General features: G+C 72.3%; 11 protein-coding genes. 7 read left to right on the forward strand and 4 right to left on the reverse strand.

Annotated elements, in window-relative coordinates; translation table 11 throughout:
• Positions 1-132 precede the first annotated feature (132 nt).
• Positions 133-1,494 (reverse strand): type I glutamate--ammonia ligase, encoded by a 1,362-nt coding sequence (gene glnA, locus ACOZ38_RS32090; RefSeq protein WP_424534814.1) that lies wholly within the window; start codon positions 1,492-1,494, stop codon positions 133-135.
• A 652-nt stretch (positions 1,495-2,146) separates the two neighbouring features.
• Between glnA and ACOZ38_RS32095 the strand changes: the two genes are divergently transcribed.
• Positions 2,147-3,355 (forward strand): expansin EXLX1 family cellulose-binding protein, encoded by a 1,209-nt coding sequence (locus tag ACOZ38_RS32095; protein WP_424534815.1) that lies wholly within the window; start codon positions 2,147-2,149, stop codon positions 3,353-3,355.
• Between the two features lie 13 nt (positions 3,356-3,368).
• On the opposite strand, the gene ACOZ38_RS32100 is transcribed toward ACOZ38_RS32095, so the two are convergent.
• A complete protein-coding gene (locus ACOZ38_RS32100; RefSeq protein ID WP_424534816.1) occupies positions 3,369-4,334 on the reverse strand; it encodes a transcriptional regulator in 966 nt (321 codons plus the stop codon).
• A gap of 78 nt (positions 4,335-4,412) precedes the next feature.
• Between ACOZ38_RS32100 and ACOZ38_RS32105 the strand changes: the two genes are divergently transcribed.
• From ACOZ38_RS32105 to ACOZ38_RS32120, 4 genes are all read left to right on the forward strand, one after another.
• The gene (locus tag ACOZ38_RS32105) at positions 4,413-5,612 is read left to right on the forward strand and encodes an MDR family MFS transporter (RefSeq protein WP_424534817.1); all 1,200 of its coding nucleotides are present in this window, start codon (positions 4,413-4,415) and stop codon (positions 5,610-5,612) included.
• 159 nt (positions 5,613-5,771) lie between these two features.
• A complete protein-coding gene (locus ACOZ38_RS32110) occupies positions 5,772-7,796 on the forward strand; it encodes a sensor histidine kinase (RefSeq protein ID WP_424534818.1) in 2,025 nt (674 codons plus the stop codon).
• A 56-nt stretch (positions 7,797-7,852) separates the two neighbouring features.
• Positions 7,853-9,820 (forward strand): sensor histidine kinase, encoded by a 1,968-nt coding sequence (locus tag ACOZ38_RS32115; RefSeq protein WP_424534819.1) that lies wholly within the window; start codon positions 7,853-7,855, stop codon positions 9,818-9,820.
• Positions 9,821-10,030: 210 nt separating this feature from the next.
• Positions 10,031-11,434, forward strand: coding sequence for a BTAD domain-containing putative transcriptional regulator (locus ACOZ38_RS32120; protein WP_424534820.1), 1,404 nt, complete (start codon positions 10,031-10,033; stop codon positions 11,432-11,434).
• Here the strand turns inward: ACOZ38_RS32120 and ACOZ38_RS32125 are convergent.
• A complete protein-coding gene (locus tag ACOZ38_RS32125) occupies positions 11,408-12,868 on the reverse strand; it encodes an MFS transporter (protein ID WP_424534821.1) in 1,461 nt (486 codons plus the stop codon). The genes ACOZ38_RS32120 and ACOZ38_RS32125 overlap by 27 nt on opposite strands.
• A gap of 174 nt (positions 12,869-13,042) precedes the next feature.
• Here ACOZ38_RS32125 and ACOZ38_RS32130 point away from each other — a divergent pair, with 174 nt between their 5' ends.
• Both ACOZ38_RS32130 and ACOZ38_RS32135 read left to right on the forward strand, forming a co-directional pair.
• Positions 13,043-13,612 (forward strand): TetR/AcrR family transcriptional regulator, encoded by a 570-nt coding sequence (locus ACOZ38_RS32130; RefSeq protein ID WP_424534822.1) that lies wholly within the window; start codon positions 13,043-13,045, stop codon positions 13,610-13,612.
• A 67-nt stretch (positions 13,613-13,679) separates the two neighbouring features.
• Positions 13,680-15,470, forward strand: coding sequence for an NAD+ synthase (locus tag ACOZ38_RS32135; RefSeq protein WP_424534823.1), 1,791 nt, complete (start codon positions 13,680-13,682; stop codon positions 15,468-15,470).
• Between the two features lie 9 nt (positions 15,471-15,479).
• Here the strand turns inward: ACOZ38_RS32135 and ACOZ38_RS32140 are convergent, their stop codons facing one another.
• Positions 15,480-16,085, reverse strand: a complete 606-nt coding sequence (locus tag ACOZ38_RS32140) for a TetR/AcrR family transcriptional regulator (protein WP_424534824.1) — start codon at positions 16,083-16,085, stop codon at positions 15,480-15,482.
• Positions 16,086-16,089: the final 4 nt, after the last annotated feature.

Raw genomic sequence — 16,089 nt, forward strand, 5'->3', positions numbered from 1 at the left:
CCATGGACGCCCTTTCAAGGACGGCGCGTGTGCCCCGGATATGCCTTGATCTTCAATCTCTGGAGGATCAACCTTGCCGACGAGCCTTCCCCAGATACCGGGGAACGCTCGTCGGCTTTGTATTTCAGCAGGTCAGAGCACCGGCAGGTGGCGGGCGAGTTCGAACTCGGTGACCTGGCGGCGGTAGTCGTGCCACTCGGCGCGCTTGTTGCGCAGGAAGTAGTCGAAGACGTGCTCGCCCAGGGTCTCGGCGACCAGCTCGCTGCGCTCCATGACCGAAATCGCCTCGTCGAGGCTCTGCGGCAGCGGCTCGATGCCGAGTGCCCTCCGCTCAGCGGCGGTCAGCGCCCACACGTCGTCCTCGGCGCCCGGCGGCATCTCGTACCCGCCCTCGATGCCCTTCAGGCCGGCGGCGAGGATCACCGCGAACGCCAGGTAGGGGTTGCAGGCGGAGTCGAGCGACCGGAACTCCACGCGGGTGGAGTTGCCCTTGTGCGGCTTGTACATGGGGACGCGGACGAGCGCGGACCGGTTGTTGTGGCCCCAGCTGATGTAGCTCGGCGCCTCGCCCCCCAGGCCGGCGATGGCCTCGGCGCCGCCCCAGAGCCGCTTGTAGGAGTTCACCCACTGGTTACAGACGGCGGTGATCTCGGCGGCGTGTTTGAGCAGGCCGCCGATGAACGAGCGGCCGATCTTGGAGAGCTGGTAGTCGGCCCCGGGCTCGTAGAACGCGTTGCGGTCGCCCTCGAACAGGGACATGTGGGTGTGCATGCCCGAGCCCGGAAAGTCGGTGAAGGGCTTGGGCATGAACGACGCCCAGATGCCCTGCTCCAGCGCGACCTCCTTCATGACCAGCCGGAACGTCATGATGTTGTCGGCGGTCGTGAGCGCGTCGGCGTACCGGAGGTCGATCTCCTGCTGGCCGGGGGCGCCCTCGTGGTGGCTGAACTCCACCGAGATGCCCATGGCCTCCAGCATCATGATCGCATTGCGCCGGAAGTCGTGACCTGAGCTGTGCGGGGTGTGGTCGAAGTAGCCGCCGGAGTCGTTCGGAACCGGCTTCTGGCCCTCCTCCGGACGCCCCTTGAGCAGGAAGAACTCCACCTCGGGATGGGTGTAGAAGGTGAAGCCCATGTCGGCGGCCTTGGCGAGCGTCCGCTTGAGCACCCAGCGCGGGTCGGCATGCGAGGGCGAGCCGTCCGGCATGAGGATGTCGCAGAACATGCGGCCCGCGCCCGGCGTCTCGCTGCGCCAAGGAAGGATCTGGAAGGTCGACGGATCAGGCTTGGCGAGCATGTCCGATTCGTACACACGGGCGAAACCCTCGATCGCCGAACCGTCGAAGCCGATGCCCTCGGCGAACGCTCCCTCAAGCTCGGCCGGGGCGATCGCCACCGATTTGAGGAAGCCGAGCACGTCGGTGAACCACAGCCGGATGAACCGGATGTCGCGTTCTTCGAGCGTACGGAGCACGAACTCCTGCTGGCGGTCCAAGGCATCCCCTTCTGCCGGACGGTGTCGGACACCATCGTCGTCGCGCTGAACCCGTCTCTGAGTCGGCGGAAGACTTGTCTGGTCATCTACCAGTCTGCCCGCTTGGTGTTTCGCACACGTTACGCGGGTCCGTAGTGAGGAGACGACCGCACGGGACGCGCGACCATATCCCGGCCGCCAGGCCCCGCCACGGCCGGACGGGGCGCCCGTGCCGCCCGCGAGGCCCGTTGTCGCAGGTCACGGAAACATCCCGTTCATCCACCGGGAGCCCCCGGTGGCCACGTCGAAGATCAGTGCACGGTCGAGGGCGGTACGTCGTCGCTTAATGTGACAGCATGGTCCCGTTCTGCATTCGTCAAGGGCGAGATCCGGCGAGGGAGAGCGCATGAACGCGGACCGGCGGCGCACCGGGCATCGGGCCTGGCGGCGGCGAATCTGGCATCCGCCGCTACGGCGGCGACGCTGGCCACCGGTCGTGTGGTCGCGACCGTGGCGGCCGGCCACGTTGCCGTCACCGCGCGAAGCCTGGCTCCGCCGCCCGGCGTCCACGTCGCCGCGCGAAGACCGGCCGCGCCGCCCGGTGCCGGCTTGGTCGCGCGGAGCTCGGCCGCGCCGCCCGGCGCTGGGGCAGCCCGGTGCCGGGCGGGCCGACGTGTGGCAGCGGCTGGCGTGGGCCGTGTCCATGGCCGCGGCGCTCACGCTGGTGGCGCTAGGGGCCCAGGCCGGCAAGAACGGCGCCTGCGCCGAAGGCATGACCGCCCGTGGTGACGGCATGATCCCCCGTGGCGAAGGCATGGCCGCCCGTGGTGGCGGCAGCGGCCTGGCCGGCGTCGCCTCCGGGCGGGCCGAGCGGGTCGCCAGCGACGCGCGGTGGCGCGGCGGCGACTGCTCTCTCGGCGGCGCTCTGCTCGAAGACCTGGTGGCGGCCGTGTCCGCCGAGGAGTACGCCGGTTCTGCCGCCTGCGGGGCCTATCTCGACGTGACGGGCCCGGGCGGCACGGTGCGCGTCCAGGTGGTCGACGAGTGCGCGTCGTGCGCTCCCGGCGAGCTCGACCTGAGCCGTCCGGCCTTCGCGCGCGTGGCGGGCGGCGACCTCGGCATCGCGCGGGTCAGCTATCACACGGTGCACAATCCCGAGGTCCCGAGACCGGTGGCGTTCCGCCTCAAACAGGGCTCGTCGGCCCAGTGGCTGGCGATCCAGGCCATCGACCACGGCAACCCCCTCCAGCGGCTGGAGGTCCAGAGGGACGGCCGGTGGCTGGCCCTGTCCCGCGACTTCGACAACTACTGGGTGGCCGCCCACGGCATCGGCACCGGGCCCTACACCGTGCGCATCACCGACGTGTACGGGCAGCAGGTCATCGCGAGCGGTATCCGCCTCGCGCCACGAGGGCTCCAGCGCACGACTCGCCGCCTGTACGGCCCGGCGAAGGCGTCCCCCGTGCCGCGAGAACGTCCGGGGAACGCCCCGCACGGCACGGCGGGAGCGCCCAGAGGCGGCGCGGGAGACCATGACGGCCGGTCCGGGGGCACGCCGCCCGCGGACGGAGGGTCAGGAAAGACGGCATCAGGCACGTCCGGGGTCCCCGGAGCCGTGGGGCCGGGGAGCCGGGGCCATGGAGCACCCAAGTCCGGGGAGACCGGGGGTCTCGGGAGCCGGAGCAATGGGTCAGGAGGGTTCGGGAGCCTGGGCGCCGGCGCGGGGATCAGGGAGGCCGGGGCAGGCGCCGGGGTGTCCGATCACGAGGGGCACGCGGCGGCCAGGGACACCCTCGGTACCCCCTCGGACGGCACCCTGTCCCCCGATCCCGACCGGGCCCCGTTCACCGCGCTGCCCTCCAGCCGCCCGTTCTTCTGCTGAGCGCCAAGCACGCTCAGGAGCTGCTGACGAGGGCGTCGCCGGTGGCGGTGCGGCGGTAGAGGACTTCGCGGCCGAGGCGTCTGCGGGCGACCAGGCCGTTTCCGCTGAGCACCGTGAGGTGCTGCGAGACCGCGCCGGGCGTGAGCGACATGCGCCGGGCCAGGGCCGTGGTGGACGCCGGGTGGCACAGCGAGAGAAGGAGCTGGGCGCGGGTCTTGCCGATCAGCGCCGCGAGGGCGCCGGGCGCGGGCGGAGGCCCGGCCTCCCACAGCGTGCCGACCCCGCGCGCCGGGTAGACGAGCATGGGCTGGTACGGCTCGGTCATGGTCGCGATGTCCGGCCAGCGGAACGCGCTGGGCACCAGCACCACCCCGTCGCCGGTCGGCTCGCCCGAGTGGCACCAGGTTCCCGTGGTGATCAGCCGGTCGCGCTCCCACCGCACCAAGGGGTGCAGGTCGGCGAACAGGGCCGTGGCCCCTCCGGTCGCGAGCCGGCGGGAGCGCCACATCAGGTCGGCTTCCAGCAGGCCGTACACGCGCGGCCAGAACTCCGCGAGCGCCAGCTCCCAGTAGGCGCCGAGGGTGTCCGCCACCCTCTGGACCCCCGCGACCGGGTCGGCGCGGAACCTGTCGATGGACCGGGTGTCAGGGGTCTCCACCCATCCGGCCTCCTCGAAGGCCTTCTCCGGGGACGTGAGCCGCACCCGGGCGAGCTCGGCGGCGAAGTCGGGCAGCGGCGTGTCGGGGGGCGGGGTCAGGAAGTCGGCCATGTACCCATAGGTGGGGGCCAGGGCGAAGAGCTCGGACAGGTCGATCGCTTCGAGCCTCGGCCGTACGGCGCGCAGCCACGCCAGGTGCACGGAGTGCCGCGCGGGGGCGCGGAGCACCCGCAGGCTGGCGACCAGCTCCCACATCGGGGAGAACGCGAATCGGAGTCGCGCCAGGTCATCGGCTTCGAACCGCCACTCCACCACGCCCACGAGGCCCCCGCCCGTCGCACCTTTTAGCCCTGACTAAAAGACTGGCACGGATGCGAACAGGTGTCCAAGGCTTTGCCTGTGACCAGCGTTCCTACGGGCAAGCCCTCCCTTCTCCAGTCCAGGGTCGGAGGGTTCCCACGAGCTTTCTGGGTGCTCTTCGGCGGCACCTTCGTCAACCGGCTCGGCACGATGGTGGAGCCCTTCATCGGGGTCTACCTCACCCAGGCCCGGGGCATGTCGCTGGCGAGCGCCGGCCTGGTCATGGCGGTGTTCGGCATCGGCTCGCTGACGTCGCAGATCGTCGCGGGCTGGCTGGCCGACCATCTGGGCCGCCGGGCGACCCTGGCCGGAGGCATGGTGGCGACGGCCATCGCCATGATCGCTCTCGGGTACAGCACCTCGCTGCCCGCGATCGTCGCCGCGATGGCGGTGCTCGGCATGGTGGTGGACGCCTACCGACCGGCCTCGCAGGCGCTGGTGGCCGACCTGATCCCCGCGCACGACCGTCCCCGCGCGTTCGGGCTGCTGTTCTGGGCGATCAACCTCGGTTTCGCGGTCGCCATGATCGCGGGCGGCTGGCTCGCCCAGTCGGGGTTCATGTGGCTGTTCTGGATCGACGCCGTCACCTCGCTGGTCTTCGGCGTCCTGGTGTGGCGGGCGGTGCCCGAGACCAGGCCGGAGAAGACCCACGAGGCGGGCGGTTTCCGGGAGGTGCTGAAGGACCGGCTGATGGTCGCCTACGTGGTGATCACCCTGGCGTACACGTTCGTCTACCTTCAGGCGTACTCCACCCTGCCGCTGGCCATCACCGGCCAGGGCCTGCCCACGACCGCGTACGGGCTCGCGATCGCGGTCAACGGCGTGCTGATCGTCGTCGTCCAGCCGCTGGTGGGCCACTGGCTGGCGAAACGCGACCCCAGCGCCATGCTGGCGCTGGGCATGGCCGTGGTCGGGGCCGGGATGGCGCTGATGGCGTTCGTCTCCACGACCGCGGGGTACGCGGCGACCGTCGCGGTCTGGACCCTCGGCGAGATCTTCACGGCGGGCATGGCCGGCGCCGTCGTCGCCACGCTCGCCCCGGCGCACCTGCGCGGGCGCTACAACGGCCTGTTCGGTTTCGCCTGGTCGGCGGGCGGGCTGCTGGCACCGCTGATCGGCACCCGCCTGCTGGCGATCGGCCCGGGCACGCTCTGGCTCACGGTCGGGGCGCTCGGGCTGCTGGGCGCGCTCGGCCAGATGGCGATCGCCCCCGCCGTCCGCCGCCGCGCCGCGGCCTGACCCACTCCCGACACCACGAGCCGATCCACCAGTCCGGATTTTTCCGTCTATATCGGTTGAAATGCGATAGCAAGCGTGCGTTGATTCCCCGTCATCCGCCGTCCCATACTTTCCGGATGCCTCCCGCACTACCGGGAGCGCAGAGGGGGGCAGGGGGAAATGCGCAGGCTCGGCGTGATGGCGGGAACGCTGGCGGTGACGTCCGCCGGCCTCGTCGTGGCGGGAATCCTCCTGCGGTCGCAGGTCGACGTCTCCGACCGGATACGTCCCGGCGTGGTGACCGGGGACGACGTGGTGGGCGTCGTCTACCCTGTGTTCGGGCTGCTGCTCGCCCTGCGGCGGCCCCGGCTGCCGCTGGCCTGGCTCATGCTGGCCGGCGGCTTCGCCACCGCGACCCTCGGCCTGTCGCAGGCCTTCTGGGAACGGTCGCGCCTCGCGGGCGACGCGCACACGGCGGCGCTCATCGGTGACTACAACGCCGTCGTGGGCGCGCTGTGCATCGTCTCGGTGAACCTGCTGCTGCCCCTGCTCTTCCCCGACGGCAGGCTTCCCGCCCGCCGCTGGCGCCCGGTGGCGGCGCTCGCCGTCGGCATGGTGCTGTTCCTGGCATTCTCCCAGGTCGTACGGCCGTGGGCGCCCGGCTCTGCCGGGGGGCCGAACCCCTTCGAGATCGCGGCGGTGGCGCCCGTGGAATCCTGGCTCGGCGGCCTCGGCGTGAACTGGTACCTGGTCGCCGAGGGCGCCTGCGTGCTGTCCCTGGTCGACCGGTTCCGCGGCGCCGACGCGACCGGACGGCGGCAGGTGGGCTGGCTGCTGTACGCGGTGGCCGCCAACTGGGCCGTCGAGGTCTGGATGCCGCATTCGGTGCCCGCCATGCTGACCACGGCCGCGATCCCGGCCGCCATCGTGATCGCGGTGACGCGCTACCGCCTGTACGGCATCGACACGCTGGTCAGCAGGACGCTGATCGCGGCGGGCGTCCTGGTAGCGGTCGGCGCGGTCTACTCCGGGGTCAGCACCCTCGGCCTGGCGGCCCTGGGCCTCGGGCAGCTCGCCGGGCTCGCCGCCGCGCTGTTCGCGGGCGTGACCGTCCAGCCGCTGCGGAGAGCGCTGCGGCGGCTCGCCGACCTGCTGTTCTACGGGCACACCGGCGACGCGGGCCATCTGAAGGAACGGCTGACCATGGAGGTCCACTCGACCGAGCCCGCGAGCGCGCTGGCGGCCGTGGTGGCGACGGCCCGCGAGTCCCTCACCGTCTCGGGCGTGGCGGTCGAGGTGGCCGGTGGGCGGCCGGGTCGCGTCGCGGTGGGGCTGGTCGGCCCGTCGCCCCGCCAGGTGCCGCTGGTCTGGCACGGCGTGCCCGTGGGACGGATGCTCATCGGCCGACCGGGCCAGAGGCGCTTCCCGCGCGCCCACGACGAGCGCATGATCTCGGTGCTCACCCCGTTCGTGGCCGACGTCGCCCACGCGGCGAACATGGCCGCCGACCTGCAGCGCTCGCGCCACCAGATACTCACCGCGCGGGAGGAGGAGCGCCGCCGCCTGCGCCGCGACCTGCACGACGGCCTCGGGCAGGCCCTCGGCGACATGGCCATGTCCGTGACCATGGCGAGGAAGGTGCTGCACGACTCGCCGGAGTCCGCGGAGCGCCTGCTCGTGCGGTTGCGCGCGGGCATGGACCGGGTGACCCAGGAGATCCGCGAGCTGGTGTACGGGCTGCGCCCGCCCGCGCTGGACGACCTGGGCCTGGCCGGCGCCGTGCGGCTGCTGGCCGAGCCGGACGCGAGCCTGACGGTGGAGGGCGAGCTGGACGCGCTCCCCGCCGCCGTCGAGGTGGCCGCGTACAGGGTCTTCCAGGAGGCCCTGACCAACGCCCGGCGCCACGCGCGGGCGACCTCCATCGTGGTCACGCTGAGCCGCTCGGCCGACGGGCTGCGGCTGCGCGTGCGGGACGACGGCATCGGCCTGCCAGCCGAGTTCCGCTCGGGCGTGGGGCTGGCGTCCATGCGGGAGCGCGCCGCCGAGCTGGGCGGGACCTGCGCGATCACGGCGGAGCCCGAGGGCGGCACGCTCGTCGAGGCGATCTTCCCGATCACCGATGACGACGCCCCGTATGACGGAATCGTGTCAAATAGGCATTACGGTCTTCCCTTTCACGAATTGTCGCACTTAAGGGATCCATAATTCACTGGTGGCGGGAGAGCATGAGCTTCCGGGCATCACCGGGAAGGGTGGGTGGGATGGTCAGGATCACGCCGCCGCGAACGGTGGCCGCCGTCGCGGCCGTAGCCTCGCCACTCCTGGCGGTCGTCGGGCTCATGATCTCCGCCGGCCTGCCGCCCGAGTACCGGCTCGGCCCGCCCGCTTCCCCCGACTTGGCGGCCGGCCTCACCTTTCCCGCCGTGGGCGCCTTCCTGATCTTCCACCGGCCCCGCCTGACCATGGCGTGGCTGATGTGCGCCGGCGGCCTGGCGGGGGCGATCAGCGAGTTCAGCGGCAGGCTGATGTTCCGCCTCTTGGCGGACGGCGAGCTCGCCGGGGCCGGCTACCTGCGCTGGGCCTCCGTGGCCGGCTGGGCGGTGTGCGGCGTGTCGCTCGCGATGCTGCTGCCGCTCTTCTCGCCCGACGGCAGGCTGCCTTCCCGCCGCTGGTGGCCGGTCGCGGCCCTCGGCATCGTCTCGATCTCGGTCGAGATGGCCCGGCAGATCGTGCGGCCCGCGCCGAACCCCAACCTCCTTCCCGTGGTAGTCCCGAATCCGCTGGCCGTCGAGGCGCTGCGGCCGTACAACGAGATGGTCAGCAGCGTCGCCTGGGTGGGCATCATCGGCGCGGTGGTGCTGTCGCTGCTCTCCCTGGTCGTCCGGTTCCGCTACTCGGGCCCGGTGGTGCGGCGGCAGATCGCCTGGCCGCTGGTGGCCTTCACGGGATACGTCCTGTTCCTTCTGCTCGGTGATGCGATGTGGGCCCCCGCCACGATCTGGGCGGCGCTCGTGCCGATCGCCATCGCGTTCTCGGTGACGCGTTACCGGCTGTACGGGATCGACACAATCATCAGCAGGGCCTTCGTCGCCGCCGGGGTGCTCGCCGTGGTCAGCGGCGTCTACTTCGGCATCGGCGCCCTGTCCAGCCTGGTGGTGTCGCAGCAGCACCAGATCGCGGGCCTGGTCGCCGCGCTGTTCGCGGGCGCGTTCTTCCAGCCGCTGCGCCGGATGTTCCAGCGGCTCGTCGACCGCATGATGTACGGCCGCGTGGGCGACCCCCGGCTGCTCGCCGAGCGCCTGACCCAGGAGGTGCGCAGCGCCGATCCGGCCAGGGCTCTCTCGTCGGTGGTCACGGTCCTGCAGGACGGCCTCGCCGTCGAGGGCGCGGCGGTCGAGGTCGTGGGCGGCAAGCCCAGGTACGTCGAGAGCGGCGACGTGGGCGACTCCCCCCGGCAGATCCCGCTGATCTGGCACGGCGAGACCGTCGGCCGGCTACTGCTCGGCCGTCCCGGCGCCCGGCGCTTCGCCGCCGCCCACGACGAGCGCGTGCTCAGCACGCTGGCGCCGTACGCGGCGGACGTCGCCCACGCGGTGCGCATGGCGGCCGACCTCCAGCGCTCGCGCGAGCGCATCCTGACCGCGCGGGAGGAGGAGCGCCGCCGCCTGCGCCGCGACCTGCACGACGGCCTCGGGCAGACGCTCTCCACCATGGCGATGACGATCAACATGGCCCGCAGCAGCCTCAAGAGCTCCCCCGACTCGGCCGACACCCTGCTCCGCGACCTTCGCACCGGCATGGACGCGGTGTCGGGGGACATCAGGGAGCTGGTGTACGGCCTGCGTCCGCCCGCGCTCGACGACCTCGGGCTGGCCTCCGCCGTACGGTCGCTTGCCGCCGAGGGGCCGCCCGAGACCACCGTCGAGGTCACCGGCGAGCTGTCCGACCTGCCCGCCGCCGTCGAGGTCGCCGTCTACCGCATCGTCCAGGAGGCGCTCACCAACGTCCGCAGGCACGCCCACGCCACCAGCGCGTACATCACGCTCGACCGTGGCCCGGAGGTGCTGCGGCTGCGCGTCGGCGACAACGGCGCGGGGCTGCCGGACCGTCCGCGCGCGGGGGTCGGCCTGACCTCGATGCGGGAACGGGCCGCCGAACTGGGCGGGAGCTGCGGTGCCGTCACCGCGCCGGACGGCGGCACGGTGGTCGAGGCCGTGCTCCCCCTCTGACCCCGGCGACCGACCCCGGCGACCGTCGGCTCAGGGCCGTCCGCCCCGGGTCTGACGCGATCGGCCTGGGGCGATGGTCACGCTTTGCTGCCAATGTCCGATGTCGGCAGGTGTTGCCGTACGGACATATGCGCTTTTGGCCCTACGCTATGCGCTGCGATGTTGAAATTTCATGCTCTCGGACCGTTTCAGGCGCTTCACCATGATTCGGTGCTGGATCTGGGCGGGCAGCGCCAGCAGGCCGTTCTCGCCCGGCTCCTCGTGGCGCACGGCCGCGCCGTACCCATGAGCGTGCTGATCGACGAGCTGTGGCCCGGTGATCCCCCCGCTCAGGCGCTGTCCACGATCCAGGGCTACGTCTCCCGGCTGCGCCGCGCGCTGGAGCCCGACCGGGCGCCGCGCGAGGAGGCCGAGGTCCTGATCTCCGCCCCTCCCGGGTACGCGCTGCGCACCCCCGCCGGGAGCGTCGACTCGTGGCTGTTCGAGAGCCTCGTACGCGCGGAGCAGGGCGACGACGCGGCCAAGGTGTTCGAGCGCACCGATAAGGCGCTCGCCCTGTGGCGAGGCCCGGCCCTGGCGGAGTTCGCGGACCTGCAGTGGGCGTCCGCCGAGGCCATGCGGCTGGACGAGCTGCGGCTGATGGCCGTCGAGCACCGCGCCGACGCCGCGCTGCGCCTCGGCAGGGCCCCCGCCGCGATCCCCGACCTGGAGGCGCACGCCTCGGCGTACCCGCTGCGCGAGGAGGCCTGGCGGCTGCTCGCCCTCGCCCTGTACCGCGCGGGACGGCAGGGCGACGCGCTCGGAGCGCTGCGCAGGGCGCGCACGCTGCTCCGCGAGGAGCTCGGGCTCGACCTCGGCACGACCCTCCAGCGCCTGGAGCGGGACATCCTCGCCCAGGCGGCGCACCTGGACACCCCGGCACGTGACGCCCCGCCGCCCGGGGTCCGCGCCCAGGACACCTCGACGCTGCGGGTGGTCATCGCCGACGACCAGGCCCTCGTCCGTACCGGGCTGCGGGTCATCATGGAGGGCGAGCCCGGCCTTGAGCTGGTCGGCGAGGCCGCGGACGGCGAGCAGGCCATCGCGCTGATCCGCCGCGTCCAGCCCGACCTGGTGCTCATGGACATCTCCATGCCGAAGCTGGACGGCCTGGCGGCGGCCCGCCGCGTCCTCGCCGACGCCGCCCCGCCGAAGGTGATCATGATGACCACCTTCGGCACCGACGACAACCTGTACGCGGCCCTGCGCGCCGGGGTCAGCGGCTTCGTGCTGAAGACGTCGGCGCCCGAGCAGCTCATCGCGGCCATCCGCGCCGCCGCGGCCGGGGACGCGCTGATCGACCCCGCCGTGACGACCCGGCTCATCGCGACCTTCGCCGGGCACGGCGGCCCGGCCGTCCCGCAGGCGTTGAAGGGGATGTCGGACAGCGACCTGGACCTGGTGAAGCTCGTGGCGCGCGGCCTGACCAACCAGCAGGTCGCGGAGACGCTGGCCGTGCCCGAGGAGTCGGTGTCGGCCACGATCGCCTCCGTCCTGGACCGGCTCGGCCTGTTCGACCGCGCCCAGCTCGTCGTCCTGGCCTACGAGTCAGGCCTGATCAGCCCGAGGGCGTGACGCCCCGGGCGTGACGGCCGGCCTCGTGCGGATGAATGCGGCGGCCACCAGCAGCCCGCAGACGGCGAACGCCGCCCCTCCGACGAACGCCTGGGCGATGCCGGAGGCCAGCACCTCCTGAGGTCCCGCTGCGGGGGCGGGGGCGCGCAGCGCCGTGCCGAGGATCGTGACCAGGACGGCCGACCCGAGCGAGCCTCCGGCCCACACCATGGTCTGGGCCAGGCCCGAGGCGGCCCCCGAGTCCGTACCGCCCACCCCGGACAGGATGGTCAGGTTCAGCGGCAGGAACGCGAGTCCGCCGCCCATCCCGAGAAGCACCAGCGGCACCAGGATGTCCGGGAAGTACGAGGAGGACGCGGACAGCCGGGTCAGCAGGATCATCGCCAACGCCGCCAGCGCCGCCCCGGTCACCATGACGGCCTTGGCCCCGAAGCGCGGGATGAGGCGCGGCACGACGCGCACCAGCCCGAACTGCGACGCGGCCATCGGCACGAAGGCGAAGCCCGCCGCCAGCGGCGCAAGGCGCAGCACCTCCTGGAGGAACTGCGTGAGGAAGAAGAACACCCCGAACATCGCCGCCGCGAGCAGGAACTGCGCCAGGTAGGCGCTCGACCGGTTCCGCTCGGCGAACAGCCGCAGGGGCACGATCGGCTGGCGGGCGCGGCGCTCGACCGCCACGAACACCCCGAGCGCCACCACCGCGACGGCGAAGGCCCCGATGGTCACGGCGTCGCCCCAGCCGTGCTCGGCGACGCTGATGAACGCGTACACCAGGGCGGTCATGCCGGCGGTGGAGGCGAGGGCCCCGGACAGGTCGAAGCGGCCCTCGTGGCGCTCGGTCTCCCTGACGAAGCGCGGCGCGAGCAGCAGCACCGCGCCCCCGACGGGGATGTTGACGAAGAACACCCATCTCCAGGAGGTGGTGTCGGTGAGCAGGCCGCCGGCGATGAGCCCGACCGTCGCTCCCGCGCCCGCCACGGCCGAGTAGACCGACAGGGCCCGCGCGCGGGCCTGCCCCTCGGCGAACGTCGTCGCGATCAGGGCGAGCACGCTCGGCGCGGCCACCGCGGCGCCGACGCCCTGGAGGGTGCGGGAGGCGAGCAGCCACCACGGGCCGTTCGCGAGGCCGCCGAGCAGCGAGGCGAGCGTGAACACCAGGACCCCGGCGACGAACACCCGCCTGCGCCCGAGGATGTCGCCGGCCCGCCCCCCGAGCAGGAGCAGGCCGCCGAACGCCAGCATGTACGCGTTCTGCACCCACGACAGGCTGGTCGCGCTGAAGCCCAGATCGGCCCGGATGCTGGGCAGCGCGATGGTCACGACGGTGGAGTCCAGAGCGATCATGAGCTGGCTGGTTGCCACGACGGCCAGGGCGATCCCCGGCCGGCCCGCCCGCGTGGCTGGTTGACTACTTAACGTGGTCGACGTCGACATCAATGCTCCGTGAAGGGACGATGAGGTGAGGGACGCGCACGTCGCGCCCCCGGCGATAGACTCGGAGGAAGCCTCCGGTTCGGACTATACGGAGGGAGCCTCCGGTTGGCAATCGTCTAAAGTCTTCATGACCACGCGCACACACCGACCCCGACGACGCCTCCAGAGGAAGCCATGAGCACCACCTCGGCACCCCGGCCGATGCGCGCCGACGCGCGCCGCAACTACGACCGGCTGCTCGCCGAGGCCGAGACCGTCTTCGTGGAGCAGGGCATCGACGCGCCGCTGGAGGCGATCGCGCGCCGCGCGGGCGTGGGCATCGGCACGCTCTACCGGCACTTCCCGACGCGCCTGGCCCTGCAGGAGGCCGTCTACCACGACCACGTCGTCGGGCTCGCCCGGGAGGCCCACGAGCTGGCCCGCAGCCTGCCGCCGGCCGAGGCCGTGCGCGAGTGGCTGCGGAGCCTCGCCGCCTACACCCGCGCCAAGCGGGGGCTGGTCGAGGCGCTTAAGTCGACTCTGGAGCTCGACTCCGAGCTGTTCACCTCCTGCCACGGGCAGATGCGCGAGGCGGCCGGCGTCCTGCTCGCGCGGGCACAGGAGGCCGGGGCCATCCGCCCCGAGCTCACCGGGCTGGAGCTGCTCCGCGTCTCCCACGCCATCGCCGTCGCCTCCGAGCGCTCGGAGGACAGCGGCGAGCTGCTGCTCACGATCATGATGGACGGCCTCCGCCCGCAGCGCTGACCGCCGCCCTCCCCTCGCGACCACCACACGTAAAGTCCTCGAAAGCACCACCCGTAAGGTGGATTCCGTGCCACAACTGCGTATAGCCCTCGCCCAGACCAACCCGGCGGTGGGCGACCTGTCCGCCAACGCCGCCAAGCTCGTCGAGTGGACCCGCCGTGCGGCCGACCGCGGCGCGCACCTCGTCGTGTTCACCGAGATGTTCCTGACCGGATATCCCGTGGAAGACCTGGTGCTCCGCACGTCGTTCGTCGACGCCTCGATCGCGACGCTGGAGGCCACGGCCGCCCGGCTGGCCACCGAGGGCCTCGGCGAGATCCCGGTGGTCGTGGGGTACGTCGACCGCTCGGGGGTCGCCCCGCGCACCGGTCAGCCGAAGGGAGCGCCGCTGGACGCCGCCGCGCTGCTCCACCGGGGCCGCGTCGTCACCCGCACCGCCAAGCACCACCTGCCCAACTACGGGGTGTTCGACGAGTACCGCTACTTCATCCGCGGCGACCGGCTGCCGATCTTCCGCCTGCACGGCGTCGACGTCGCCATCGCCGTCTGCGAGGACCTCTGGCAGGACGGCGGCCCGGTGTCGGCCGTGGCCGAGGCGGGCGCGGGGCTGCTCGTGGTGCCGAACGCCTCGCCGTACGAGCGGGAGAAGGACGACGTGCGGCTGGCGCTGTGCGCGAACCGCGCGCGCGAGGCCGGATGCGCCCTCGCCTACGCCAACCAGGTCGGCGGCCAGGACGAGCTGATCTTCGACGGCGACTCCATCGTGGTGGACGCCGAGGGCGGGCTGGTCGCGCGGGCGGCCCAGTTCCGCGAGGAGCTGCTGGTCACCGACCTCGATCTGCCGCTCGCCGATCCCGATGCCAGGCCCGGGTCGTTCCCCGTGGACGCCGGGGACGGCACCACGATCACCGTCGAGCGGCTGGAGCTGTCCGCCGAGCCGCTGCCCGCCTACGCCCCCGAGCCGGCGAGCGTCGCCCCGCGCTTGGACGACCTGGAGGAGGTCTACTCTGCGCTGGTGCTCGGCGTGCGCGACTACTTCGACAAGAACGGCTTCGGGTCGGTCATCCTCGGCCTGTCGGGAGGCATCGACTCGGCGCTGACCGCCACGATCGCCGCGGACGCGGTCGGCCCCGACCGGGTGCACGTCGTCCTCATGCCCTCCCGCCACTCCTCCGACCACTCGGTGGGCGACGCGCGCGACCTGGTCGAGCGGCAGGGGCTCCACTCGCGGCTGGTGCCCATCGAGGGCATCGTCGACGCCTTCGAGAAGGAGGTCGACCTGCACGGCCTGGCCGCCGAGAACCTCCAGGCGCGGGTGCGCGGCATGCTGCTCATGGGGCTGTCGAACGAGCACGGCCACCTCGTGCTGACCACCGGCAACAAGAGCGAGCTGGCCACCGGCTACTCCACGCTCTACGGCGACTCGGCGGGCGGCTTCGCCCCGATCAAGGACGTGCTGAAGACGACGGTGTGGCAGCTGTCCACCTGGCGCAACGCGCAGGCCGGCCGCGAGGGCGACCTGCTGCACCGCTTCACCGTGCCGCCCATCCCCGAGGACTCCATCACCAAGGAGCCCAGCGCCGAGCTGCGGCCCGGCCAGCGCGACACCGACTCGCTGCCGCCGTACGACGTGCTCGACCGGCTGCTGGCCGACTATGTCGAGCACGACATGGGCAAGGGCGAGCTGGTCGCCGCCGGGCATGACCCCGAGCTGGTGGCGAGGGTGATCCGCCTGGTCGACCTCGCGGAGTACAAGCGCCGGCAGTATCCCCCGGGCCCGAAGATCACGCCGAAGAACTTCGGCCGCGACCGCCGGCTGCCCATCACCAACCGCTGGCGCGAGACCCCCGCCACCTGAGCTCGCGGCTCAGGGCCGAAGACCCCCGAGAACCTGGTCGGCGATGCGCTCGGCCAGGTCGGCGGGGAGCTCTTCGTCGCTGTCGCGCCACTTGGTGAAGAACAGCATCGCGCCGGTCATCGCGGCCATCGCCACCTCGACGTCCACGTCGGCGCGCAGCTCGCCCGACTCGACGCCTCGCTGGATGACCCCCCGGAGCGCCTCCCGCCGGGGCTTGATCGCGATCTCGCGGAAGCGCTCCGCCAGGTGCGGGAAGCGCTCGGACTCGCTCAGCGCGATGTTCATGATGCAGCGGGTGCGGCGGTGGTTCGTCTCGTTCTGCATCACCGCCAGGTAGCGGACGACGTTCTCGCGCACGGACTCCGCGTCGAGCTCCGGTAAGGGGGCCTTCAGGGTGGCCAGCGCGTCCACCACGAGCTCCTCCTTGTTGGACCACCGGCGGTAGATCGTCGTCTTACCGACGCCCGCCCGCGCGGCGATGGCCTCGATGGAGAGCTCGGCCACACCGGTGCCTTCGGCGATCATGTCGATCGCCGCGTCGATGATGGCCTTCTCCGCCTTCTCGCTGCGGGGACGGCCCGGCGTGCGGACCGCCCCCATCTGCTCAGTCACCATGATC

Origin of the sequence: Sphaerisporangium viridialbum, from assembly GCF_049674955.1 — a bacterium.
Taxonomy (GTDB): Bacteria; Actinomycetota; Actinomycetes; order Streptosporangiales; family Streptosporangiaceae; genus Sphaerisporangium; species Sphaerisporangium viridialbum.